Source organism: Parabacteroides chinchillae, from assembly GCF_900108035.1.
In the GTDB taxonomy this organism is placed as follows: Bacteria; Bacteroidota; Bacteroidia; order Bacteroidales; family Tannerellaceae; genus Parabacteroides; species Parabacteroides chinchillae.
The window spans coordinates 74,170-86,683 of record NZ_FNVS01000012.1; the positions used below are offsets into that span (position 1 = coordinate 74,170).

A 12,514-nucleotide genomic window follows, 5' to 3' on the forward strand; every position below is an offset into this window, starting at 1 on the left:
ATGAAGAGACGCCTTTGCTGTTTTATTTATCATTATTACTACCATATAACCACACGGTCTGCAGGAGCCATATACATCGGATCACCCTCTTTTATTCCGAAAGCAGCATAGAAGTCATCTATATTACGTAAAGCAGCATTCACACGCCATTTACCCAAAGAATGAGGATCAATCTTTGTAAGACGAAGAATCTCTTCCGGTCTGATATTCTGCCCCCACAAAGTTGCATAACCTAAATAGAAGCGCTGATCATCAGTAAAACCATCAATCGGAGCCGGAGCCTCTTTACCCTTCAATGAATTTTTATAAGCCTGATGTGCTACCAGCAATCCGCCATGGTCGGCAATGTTCTCACCCAGTGTAAAACGACCATTAGCATGTACTGTATCTAATACAATAATATTATTATATTGTTCAACCAGTTTGTCGGCGCGTTCTGTAAAACGCTTAGCATCATCGGCAGTCCACCAGTCAGTCAGATTACCGTCTTTATCATAATTACGTCCCTGATCGTCAAAACCATGAGTCATCTCATGTCCGATCACCACGCCAATAGCACCATAATTTACAGCATCATCGGCATCCGGATTAAAGAACGGAGGCTGGAGAATTGCAGCAGGGAAACAAATCTCATTCGTTGTCGGGTTATAATAAGCATTAACCGTTTGAGGTGTTATGAGCCAACGGGATTTATCCACCGGTTTATTCAAGTCCGCCAGATAATATTCAGCATCAAAAATATTAGAACGGCGCACATTAGCCCAATACGAATCGTCCTTTATTTCCAGGCCGCTGTAATCGCGCCATTTATCAGGATAACCTATCTTTACACCAAAAGCAGCCAGTTTTTCCTGAGCTTTTTCCTTGGTTACATTGCTCATCCATTCCAATGAAGCAATACGTTCGCCCAATGCTTTCTGCAAATTTCCAACCAGCTGAAGCATTTTTTCTTTAGAAGAAGCCGGAAAATACTTTGCTACATACATTTCGCCGACAGCTTCGCCCAAAGCTCCATTCACAGTAGAAAGAGAACGTTTCCAACGTGGTTTCTGTTCCTGCTGTCCCGACATAACCTTCCCGTAGAAATCAAAAGAAGCAGTTACAAAATCGTCACTCAGGTAAGGAGCTGCTGCGTTCAGCAAGTTAAATGCCAGATAAGCCTTCTGCTCATCAATCGATGTATTTTTGAACAAATCTTCCAAACCTTTATAGAAATTAATCTGTTTGGCATCCAACTCCTTCAAATCCGGAACGCCTAAAGACTGGAAATAAACATCCCAGTCCAAAGCACTGCTATGCTTTTTAAAGTCTTCAAATGAAAGTTTATTGTAATTCTTTTGCGAATCGCGCAATTCTTCGCGACTTGAAGATATCTGAGCAATATTCTTTTCGATTTTCATTACAGCATTTACAGCAGCATCAGCCTGTTCGGGAGTATATCCAGCCAAAGTGAATAATTTATTAATATAAGCCTGGTATGCATCACGCATCTTTTCACTTGCTTCGTCTGTTTGTAAATAATAATCGCGATCGCCCATGCCTATTCCTGCCTGATACAGCCCCATAATATTCATAGAACTATTCTTTTCATCAGCAGCTACAAAATAAACAAAGAACGGAGACATACCTCCTTTATGCAGGGTGGCAACCATTTTTGAAATATCGGATTTTGTAACCAACGAATTGATAGCAGCCAGCTCTTCCTTAACAGGATTTACACCATCGGCGTTCAGTTTTGTGCTATCCAGCCCCATCGCATATAAAGTACCTATTTTCTGGGCTACGGTTCCGGCTTGTTGGGGAGTAGTTCCCAATTCATCAATCAAATTACGGAGTTGCTCCTGATTATTTTCCATTAATACATTAAAAGTACCAAAACTTGAATATTCAGGTTTCAACGGATTATTTTTAATCCATCCGCCACATGCATATTCGTAAAAATCAGTACCCGAAGCCACTGTCGTATCCATATTTGCCAGATCAATGGCTTTCACTTTTGCAATCTCTTTCACAGGAGTATTGCAGCCCACCAAAGCAACCATACAAGCTGCCATAAGCGGTAACATCTTCGTTTTTTTCATTTTACTAACTTTAAGCCTTAAAAGATGGTGCAAAGGTAGTATAAATAAAAACAAATAGCCTACCAACAACCTTTATTTAACGCCAGTAATTTAACAAAATAATAAAGTATGCAAGGCAAATAACAGAAATTGCTAACTTTGCCCGCAGAATAGAGAAACACTAAAAAATATAGACATTATGAAACCTACATTATTTGTTCTGGCAGCCGGCATGGGTAGCCGTTACGGAGGATTAAAACAATTAGACGGCCTTGGCCCCAACGGCGAGACAATTATGGACTATTCTATTTTCGATGCTATTCGTGGCGGATTCGGAAAATTGGTATTTGTTATCCGCAAATCATTTGAAAAAGATTTCCGCGAAAAAATTATCTCCAAATATGAAAACCATATTCCTGTCGAAGTAGTATTTCAGGATTTAAACGACCTGCCGGAAGGGTTTACTTGTCCTGAAGGACGCGAAAAACCGTGGGGAACAAACCACGCTGTACTTATGGGGAAAAAGGTGATTAACGAACCTTTTGCCGTAATCAATGCAGACGACTTTTACGGACGCGATAGTTTTGCCGTATTAGGTAAAGCTCTAACCGGAATGACAGGTAAGAAAAACGACTATTGCATGGTTGGCTACCGTGTTGGCAATACATTGAGTGAGAGCGGCTCCGTTGCCCGTGGCGTTTGCGAGACAAATACGGCAGGCTTCCTGACTGGCGTTGTTGAGCGTACTGCAATCGAACGTATTGACGGAGATATCCAATTTACAGACGAAAACGGAAAGAAAGTCGTATTAGAAGAAAATACACCTGTTTCCATGAATATGTGGGGGTTTACTCCTGATTATTTTGAATATTCAGAAGAATTTTTCAAAGAATTCCTGAAAGCAAATATGGGTAATCTTAAAAGCGAATATTTCATTCCTTTAATGGTAAACAAACTGATAACAGAAAACACCGCCCGTGTGAAAGTTTTAGATACTACATCTAAATGGTTCGGCGTTACCTATGCTGCAGACCGTCAAGGTGTGGTTGATAAGATACAGGCATTAGTGAATGCCGGAGAATATCCTTCAAAGCTATTCTGATTCAAAAATCAAATAACAGACAAATCGGCTATGCGATTGCAAGAGTAGAAAAGCGCAGATGATCAATTATTCATATTTTATTCATATTTTTGCCTCCAAATTAATTGCAAATAAAATATGAAACGAATCCTTACTTTGTTGTTTGTTTCGGTATTTATTCTTTCGCATTGCCCGTTACATGCGCAAGAAACCGAGACGTTGGTGCTGATTGATACGGATATGGGTAAGATTAAGGTGAAACTGTTTAATGACACACCTCAACATAGGGACAACTTTATCAAGAACGTAAAAGAAAAACTATACGACGGATTGTTATTCCATCGTGTCATAAAGCAATTTATGATTCAGGGTGGAGATATTACATCAAAAGATGCCCCTATGGACAAACATCTGGGAGACGGAGATCCTGATTATACTATCCCGGCAGAAATAGTTTTCCCTAAATATTTCCATAAACGGGGAATGCTATGTGCTGCCCGTACGGGAGATGAAGAGAATCCGGAAAAGGCATCCTCGGCCTCTCAATTCTATATTGTAACCGGCAAATATTACACGGAAATGGAACTGGATAAAATGACCAAGGAAAAAGGTACAACCTTTACACCCGAACAAAAACAAGCCTATATGCTGGAAGGTGGAACACCCCATCTGGATGGTAACTATACTATTTTCGGCGAGGTAGTTAGCGGCATGAAAGCAGTAGACAAAATACAATTTACGGAAACCAACGAGAACGACCGCCCGGTAAAAAACATCAAGATTAAAACAATGACTATTGTTAATAAATAAAGATTGAAATATGGAGAATCAAGTAACAGAAACACTTGTAATGATGCACACCAATAAAGGCGACATCAAACTGAAATTATATAACGATACGCCAAAACATCGCGACAACTTTATTAAACTGGTAAAAGACGGACAATATAACGGCCTCCTTTTTCACCGTGTTATTAAAGATTTCATGATACAGGGCGGTGACATTACATCCAAAGACGCACCAATGAACAAGCAATTAGGGGCAGGAGATTTGGGTTACACCGTGCCGGCTGAATTTGCCTATCCGAAATATTTCCATAAGCAAGGAGCCTTGTGTGCCGCACGTACAGGAGATGAAGTAAACCCAAACAAAGAGTCTTCGGCTTCACAATTCTATATTGTAACCGGCAAAAAATATAATGACAGCGAACTGAGCCAGATGGAAAAACAGATGGAAAGCCAATTGAAACAATCCATCTTTGCGCGCCTGCAAACAGAAAACAAATCCAAAATTATGGAGCTTTACCGGAGTGGCAACAGAGACGAACTAAATATCCTTAAAGATACATTAATAGGCAAAACAGAACTGGAAGCCGAGAAACGTAAAGAAGAAACCAAATTAAATCCGGAAGTACGCGAGATTTATAAAACAATCGGAGGCGTTCCTTTTCTGGATAATCAATATACGGTTTACGGAGAAGTAGTTGAAGGACTAGACGTGGTAAACAATATACAGAATGTTAAGACCAATAAACAAGACCGTCCAACCGAAAATATTGTTATAGAATCCATAGAAATACTTTAATATAACATATAGTGGCATACAAATAATTCCGGATTGTTTGTATGCCATTATCATGTAAATGCGCTTCATATCTCCACATGTTTTCCAATTACATAGAACACTATAAAAAAACTATTCGCCTGGGTGTGCCTATAATGTTAGGACAACTGGGCATTATCATTGTTGGATTTGCCGATAATATAATGGTAGGCCACCATAGTACAAACGAGTTGGCAGCCGCTTCATTTGTAAATAATTTCTTTAACCTGGCTTTCATCTTCGGAATGGGGTTCTCTTACGGACTAACGCCTATCATCGGTGGGTTATTTGCCGGAAAAGATTACACTAAAGCCGGCGAAACACTGAAGAACAGTCTTTTTATCAATTTCATTGTTGGAATATTAATCAGTCTTTGCATGCTGGTGTTACTGCTCAACATCGATGTATTAAATCAGCCAAACGAACTGATGCCTTACATCAGGCCATATTATATATTGCAATTATTTTCCGTCATTTTTGCTATGTTATTCAACTCTTTCAAGCAATTCAGCGATGGAATAACAGATACGTTAACTCCCATGTGGATTATGCTTAGCGCAAACGTACTTAATATAATAGGCAATTATTTCCTGATATACGGTCGTTGTGGCGTACCGGAAATGGGGCTGACCGGAGCCGGTATATCTACTCTGGCAAGTCGTATCATTACCTTCTTCTCATTCTTATATATATTCACCCACCATAGTAAATACAGCCGGTTTTTAACCGGATTCAAACAAGGTATTATCAACCGTATCAACCTGAACAATTTGGTTCGGTTAGGATTTCCTGTAGGATTACAGATGGGCGTAGAAACCGGCTCATTCAGCCTGAGTGTTATTATGATGGGATGGTTGGGAAGTACGGCACTGGCAGCGCATCAGGTTGTCGGGGTAATCACCACCTTGGGTTTTATGGTTTACTACGGCATTGCAGCAGCCGTAACCATACGTGTAAGCAGTTATAAAGAGTGGAACGATTACAGCAGCATCCGTTATGCTTCTTTCGCCGGATTACATCTGACTATGTTTGTTGCTATAGTCGTAGTATCGCTTATTCTGATTTTCAAAAACAGCATGGGATATTTGTTTACTCCGGAAAAACAGGTAGTAGAAATGGTGGCGCTTCTATCCTACTCAGTCATCCTTTACCAATTCGGAGACGGATTACAAATATTATTTGCCAATGCGTTAAGAGGAATCTCGGACGTAAAATATATGGCTTATATGGCTTTTGTCTGCCACTTCGGATTAGCCCTGCCAATTGGTTACCTGTGCGGATTCATATTCGACTGGGGTGCCATTGGTGTATGGTGCGGATTTCCGGTCAGCCTTACAACGTTAGGCATTTTATTGTGGAGAAGATTCAACAAACTTACTCTGCAAAGTAAAAATATCCAGGTTACTCCCTAATTCATTAAAAACCCTTATCTTTGAGCGTCGCTAAACAAAGATAAGAATTATGGACTACGGATTTGTTAAAGTAGCTGCGGCCATACCACATGTATTGGTTGCAGATTGTTTCTATAATATCCAACAAATAAAAGGGTTAATACACAAGGCTTCAGAAAAGGGGGTACAGATCATAGCTTTTCCGGAACTGTCGGTAACCTCCTATACCTGCTTTGATCTGTTCACTCAACAAACATTACTTCGTAATGCCGAAAAGGCTCTACTACAACTAGTTGACGAAACCGGCAATTCGGGAATACTCTCCATTGTAGGTTGTCCTCTGGTAACCGAAAACAGATTGATAAATGCTGCCGTTATCTTTCAATGCGGCAAAATAGTAGCTGTAGTACCGAAGACATACCTGCCCAATTATAAAGAATTTCAGGAACAACGTTGGTTTACTTCAGCCGACGATCTGAACAGCGATACTATTATAATAGGCAATCAATCCTATCCGCTTGGCCGCCATCTTATTTTTGCACAAGATAAAATAAAGATCGGCATTGAAATATGTGAAGATTTATGGGTTCCTGTTCCTCCCAGTTCTTTGCTGGCAATACAAGGAGCAAACTTATTATTCAATATTTCGGCAAGCAACGAGCTGATAGGCAAACATCATTATCTACGTTCATTAATCAGTCAGCAATCGGCGCGTTGTCTGGCAGGTTATATTTATTCATCGGCGGGATTTGGAGAGTCGAGCACTGACCTCGTATTTGCCGGCAACGGCATCATTGCAGAAAACGGCAAGATATTAAACGAATCCGAACGTTTCTGTATGGAAGAACAACTTATCATAAGCGAAATTGATATTCAGAATCTGCAAAACGACAGATTGACAAATACCAGTTTCTCACAAGAAAACGTCGGACTTTCTCAAAAAAACTATACGGTCATTCCTGTAACACTACCTGAATTTTCCGGTAAACTTACGCGTCCTATAGATCCGCATCCTTTCATACCGTCCGGTGATGCCCTGAATGAACGGTGCAATGAAATATTTCACATTCAAGTAGCAGGTCTTGTCAAACGTTTGTTGCATACCCATGCTCAAACAGCAATAATAGGTATCTCCGGCGGCTTGGATTCTACGCTGGCGCTTCTCGTTGCCGTTATGACATTCGATGCCCTGCATATTTCACGCAAACACATAATCGGAATCACAATGCCGGGATTTGGCACCACCGGAAGAACTTACAATAATGCCGTAAATCTGATACATTCTTTAGGGGTGACACTCCGGGAAATTTCTATTAAAGATGCCTGTATACAGCACTTCAAAGATATTCATCATGATATGAATGTACATAATGTTACTTACGAGAACAGCCAGGCCCGTGAACGCACGCAAATACTAATGGATGTTGCCAATCAGGAAAACGGTTTAGTAATCGGAACCGGTGATTTGTCGGAATTGGCTCTCGGCTGGGCTACATATAATGGAGATCATATGTCTATGTACGGTGTAAACGGAAGCATACCAAAAACACTGGTTAAATATCTGGTTGAATGGGTGGCTCTTCATAAAGTCGATGAAACGTCACGTCTTACTTTATTGGATATTATCGACACACCAATCAGTCCGGAACTAATCCCGGCAGATGAAAACGGTAACATCAAACAAAAAACAGAAGATTTAGTAGGTCCTTACGAACTACATGATTTCTATCTTTATCATTTCTTACGTTTCGGTTCTACTCCGTCCAAGATATATTATTTGGCTCAAAAAGCCTTTACTGGCAAATATGATAATGTAACAATCAAAAGATGGTTGCATACCTTTTTCCGCCGTTTCTTCCAGCAACAATTTAAGCGTAATTGTCTGCCCGACGGGCCAAAAGTCGGCTCAATCAGTCTCTCACCCCGAGGAGACTGGCGTATGCCCAGTGATGCAATGGCTACGTTATGGTTAAAAGAAATAGAAGGACTGGAATAATTGCCCCCGATCATTTTATCAAATCATAACGATGTTTCCAAAAAATGATCGGGATGATTTTTATATTTTCTTATTTCTCCAGTTTCCTTTCCATATATAATAAAATGATGAAAGAATCATTATATTATATACATATTCGGTTGTCCAACAAACAGCTATTTCAGGCTGCATCTTAATTACAATATAGAATATATAAAGCACATACACTGCAATACTAACTATATCTATAATCAAGGCAATACGTGTATTCCCTGTTCCCGAAACACTAAAAAAGAAAATAAATGCGGGAACAGCCAGCAGATAAGATGACAACATTACCCATAAAGAAGGAACCGAGGCGGCTACCAACTCCTGGTTATCCGTATAAATGCGCAATACCAGTTCTGGAAAAACAGCAAATAGCAATGCTATAGGTAATACAAAATAATAGCAGATGCGTACCATCCGACGACACAGCTTCATAACTTGTTCTGTTTCTCCTGCTCCGATTAAATTACTAACCAGGGAACTGTTAGTCGAGGCAAATGCATTTACAAACATAAACAGGAAAGAAGATATACTACGCACTATATTCGTTACAGCCAACGGGCGTTCGCCTAAATGCTCCACTGCGATAAAAAAGATAAACCAACCACAAAAAGCAATACCATGCTGTATCATCACCCAAACAGAAACACTTAATATCTGTCCGAGCATTCTAAAATCTACTCCTTCATACCGGAACAATCCATACTTCTTATAATCAACCTTTTTCCATGTATATATTATAAAAAATAAAACAGAGACAGCTTCGGAAATAGAAGATGCAATAGCAGCTCCTGCTATTCCCAAAGCAGGGAAACCTAATTTACCGAATATAAGAATATAGTTCAGGACTACATTCGTCAATACCATAACCACAGAATTTGCGGTAAGAATCTTCGTATGGGTAGTTCCAACATAAAAAGCCCGGAACATGACGGCGGTAAAAGAAAAAAAGAATCCGTATACGCGCCAATCTATATACTTCATTGTAGCCAGATAAACATCTTCCGATCCTATCAAATGGCGTAATAATATAGGAGAATAAAAATTAGACAATGTAAACAGGACAGCTGCCAATAACAACAAAAATAGCATACCCTGTGTAAATACAGGCCCGATCTTTAAATAATCCTGTTCCCCGTTACGACGGGCTATCAGCACCTGAGCTCCGACACTAAACCCAAAGCCCAGCATATAAATTACCAAGTAATAGACTCCGGCTAAGGCTGATGCACCAAGTTCTACCTCACCTACCCGTCCTAAATAAGCCGTATCTGTCAACCCGATAAGGTGCTCCATTAATAAACTTATCAATACGGGATATGTTATCTGTAATATTTGTTTGTTTGAGAACTGCATACCGGATTTTGTTAAAAAGGGAGGCAAAGGTAATGATTAGATGTTATTTATACAATATAAAAGAAGATGAACCGTTTCTTTAATAGCTTATAATTTTGAAGAAGATGATAGCAAAAACTTTTTTAACGGTGCTTTTTACAGTTACATTATTTAGCTGTACCGGACAAAACACAAATACAACAAATTATGCGGAGACTACGCCTATGCATATTCAACGCTTTGACAAAGAATTGTTTGCCCTAGTCGATACGAAAGATACGACCATGCAAGTACAGCTTCGCAAACAATATCCCCAAATGTTAGATATTCTAGGCAAAGGTATATTGAATATCCAGACTCCGGATGATCCGAATTTCTTCCCTAAACTTATCACTTTTTATTCGGAGCCGACACTAAAACAACTGTATATGGAAGCCATTACGCAGTATAACGATATTTCGGATATAGAAAAAAAATTAGGAGAAGGATTCAACTATCTTCATGCCAATTTTCCATCCATGCAAATTCCGGCAGTATATATGCACATATCCGGATTTAATCAGAACGTACTTGTAGGTGACAGTTTGCTATCTATATCTATTGATAAATATATGGGTAAGGACTTTCCGTTATATCAGGATTTTTTCTACGACTACCAGAAACAAAAAATGCAACGTCATAATATTGTCCCCGATTATCTGGCAGGCTGGATCATGTCCGAATATCCATTTACAGGAAAAGAGAATGTACTTTTAGACCGTATGATTTATGAAGGAAAAATAAAATACCTGTTAAGCCAGGCATTGCCGGAGATAACACAAGCCGATTTGATTGGTTTTACCGAACAAAACCTCAACTGGTGCAAAGAACATGAAGAAGATATCTGGAAAGCCATCATCGAACGCAAGGATCTTTTTACCCCGGACCACATGACTACTTCCAAATACTTTGAGGATGCACCTTCCACCCATCTTGCCAATGAAGCTCCCGGAAACGTTGGTACATGGGTAGGTTGGCAGATCGTTAATAAATATATGAAAGAAACAAACAGCACACCAGAAGCCCTGATAAATGCAAATGCACAAACAATACTGGAAGCATCCAAATATAAACCCTAATAAAAAAGAAACCGTCCTATTCTCACGAACAAGACGGATAACCTAATCTAACTTAATTCTAATACCATGAAAAACACTATATCACTATAACATAAGGAAAAGAAAAAGGTTCAAACTTTCCCTTTCTTTTTTTGGATACCTCAAAAAAATGTATCTTTAGCCTCGAAATGCTAAACGCGAATATCATTTATCATTCAAATAAACTAAATCCATGAAAAAACTTTTTTTGTTGCTAGGCCTATTAGCCTTACATCTGATTTCATTTGCTACTGATACACTGTTTGTAAATGAACCCCAAATACCTATACTGATCGACCGGACAGACAATGTGTTATTTGAAATACGCATCCCTGCCCAAAAAGGCGACATACTAAACAAACTGGCATTGCAGTTTGACCAATCGGTAAACATTGATAATATTCAATCCGTACGGCTTTATTACGCAGGAGTTGAAGCTCCATCAAGAAGTGGAACACATTATAGTCCGGTAACTTATATTTCAAGCCACTCCCGTGACTGGACCCGCAAAGCCAATCCGTCTTACTCCGTGAAGAAAGACGAAGTAAACAATCCATCCGGCAATCTAACCTTCACTACTACTCAACCTATGGTAAATGGGGTAAACTATTATTGGATAAGCATTGAAATGAAACCGGAAACTTCTTTACTCGCCAAAATATCCGCCACAATCCCGCAAGCAATAATCAATAACAAATCTGCAGTTGTATCCTGGGCAGGAAAAGCAGAAACCCGTCGTGTAGGAATCGGAGTGCGCCAGGCATGGGATGATGGTGTTGCCGCTTATCGTATTCCCGGATTAGTAACTACTAATAATGGTACACTATTAGGAGTTTATGATATACGCTATAATAACAGTGTGGATTTGCAGGAAATGGTAGACATAGGTCTTAGCCGGAGCACAGACAAAGGACAAACCTGGGAACCTATGCGCGTAGCCATGAGCTTTGGAGAAGCCGGTGGGCTTCCGCATGCACAAAACGGCGTTGGCGACCCAGCGATATTGGTAGACGAAAAAACGAATACTGTCTGGATTGTCGCTGCATGGACACACGGAATGGGAAACGAACGAGCCTGGTGGAACTCCATGCCGGGAATGACTCCGGACGAGACAGCACAGTTAATGCTTGTAAAAAGTGAAGATGATGGTAAAACATGGAGTCAACCCATTAATATAACCTCACAGGTAAAGGACCCTTCGTGGTATTTTCTTCTGCAAGGTCCCGGACGTGGAATTACAATGCAGGATGGTACTTTAGTCTTTCCCATACAGTTTATAGATGCAACCCGTATACCAAATGCAGGCATAATGTACAGTAAAGATCGTGGAGAAACATGGCATCTTCATAATCCGGCACGTACAAACACAACAGAGTCGCAAGTGATAGAAGTGGAACCGGGCGTTCTGATGCTCAATATGCGCGACAACCGCGGAGGAAGTCGTGCCATTGCCACTACCCGCGATCTAGGGAAAACATGGGAAGAACATCCTTCCAGCCGTCATGCACTTCAGGAACCCATATGTATGGCAAGTTTGATAAAAGTAGATGCAAAAGATAATATCACCGGCAAAAAACTGCTTCTATTCTCTAACCCCAATACCCAAAAAGGTCGTAACCATATTACAATCAAAGCAAGTCTGGATGAAGGACTCACCTGGCCCGCAGAACACCAGGTGATGTTGGACGAAGCTGAGGGATGGGGCTATACCTGCCTGTCTATGATAGATAAAGAAACCGTTGGTATTTTTTACGAATCAAGTGTAGCGCACATGACATTCCAGGCAATCAAACTATCGGATCTCATCAAGTAACAGCCAGGACAATATTTGTTTCTGTTAATAATCTTTGATTGTCATAAAGCAGGCAAACCCAACCCATTCTAA

At 40.1% G+C, this 12,514-nt stretch carries 9 protein-coding genes; 7 read left to right on the forward strand and 2 right to left on the reverse strand.

Annotated elements, in window-relative coordinates:
- Nucleotides 1-38: 38 nt before the first annotated feature.
- Entirely contained in the window at nucleotides 39-2,081 is a 2,043-nt protein-coding gene (locus C4S38_RS10670) for a M13 family metallopeptidase (protein WP_103983738.1), read from the reverse strand.
- Nucleotides 2,082-2,259: 178 nt separating this feature from the next.
- On the opposite strand from C4S38_RS10670, the gene C4S38_RS10675 reads away from it, so the two are divergent.
- The 5 genes from C4S38_RS10675 (at nucleotide 2,260) to C4S38_RS10695 (ending at nucleotide 8,131) form a co-directional block, all read left to right on the forward strand.
- Nucleotides 2,260-3,162, forward strand: a complete 903-nt coding sequence (locus tag C4S38_RS10675; RefSeq protein WP_103983739.1) for a glycosyltransferase family protein — start codon at nucleotides 2,260-2,262, stop codon at nucleotides 3,160-3,162.
- A gap of 117 nt (nucleotides 3,163-3,279) precedes the next feature.
- Nucleotides 3,280-3,951: a peptidylprolyl isomerase gene (locus C4S38_RS10680; RefSeq protein ID WP_103983740.1), complete on the forward strand. Its 672-nt coding sequence runs from the start codon at nucleotides 3,280-3,282 to the stop codon at nucleotides 3,949-3,951.
- A 10-nt stretch (nucleotides 3,952-3,961) separates the two neighbouring features.
- A complete protein-coding gene (locus tag C4S38_RS10685) occupies nucleotides 3,962-4,726 on the forward strand; it encodes a peptidylprolyl isomerase (RefSeq protein ID WP_103983741.1) in 765 nt (254 codons plus the stop codon).
- Between the two features lie 77 nt (nucleotides 4,727-4,803).
- Nucleotides 4,804-6,156 carry an MATE family efflux transporter gene (locus C4S38_RS10690; RefSeq protein WP_103983764.1) on the forward strand — a complete coding sequence of 451 codons (1,353 nt, stop codon included), beginning with the start codon at nucleotides 4,804-4,806 and terminating at the stop codon, nucleotides 6,154-6,156.
- 49 nt (nucleotides 6,157-6,205) lie between these two features.
- Nucleotides 6,206-8,131, forward strand: coding sequence for an NAD(+) synthase (locus tag C4S38_RS10695; RefSeq protein ID WP_103983742.1), 1,926 nt, complete (start codon nucleotides 6,206-6,208; stop codon nucleotides 8,129-8,131).
- A gap of 60 nt (nucleotides 8,132-8,191) precedes the next feature.
- Here C4S38_RS10695 and C4S38_RS10700 read toward each other — a convergent pair whose 3' ends face one another.
- Nucleotides 8,192-9,514 carry an MATE family efflux transporter gene (locus C4S38_RS10700; RefSeq protein WP_099463050.1) on the reverse strand — a complete coding sequence of 441 codons (1,323 nt, stop codon included), beginning with the start codon at nucleotides 9,512-9,514 and terminating at the stop codon, nucleotides 8,192-8,194.
- Between the two features lie 104 nt (nucleotides 9,515-9,618).
- Between C4S38_RS10700 and gldB the strand changes: the two genes are divergently transcribed.
- Entirely contained in the window at nucleotides 9,619-10,611 is a 993-nt protein-coding gene (gldB, locus tag C4S38_RS10705; RefSeq protein ID WP_103983743.1) for a gliding motility lipoprotein GldB, read from the forward strand.
- A gap of 211 nt (nucleotides 10,612-10,822) precedes the next feature.
- Entirely contained in the window at nucleotides 10,823-12,442 is a 1,620-nt protein-coding gene (locus C4S38_RS10710) for a sialidase family protein (RefSeq protein WP_103983744.1), read from the forward strand.
- Nucleotides 12,443-12,514 lie beyond the last annotated feature (72 nt).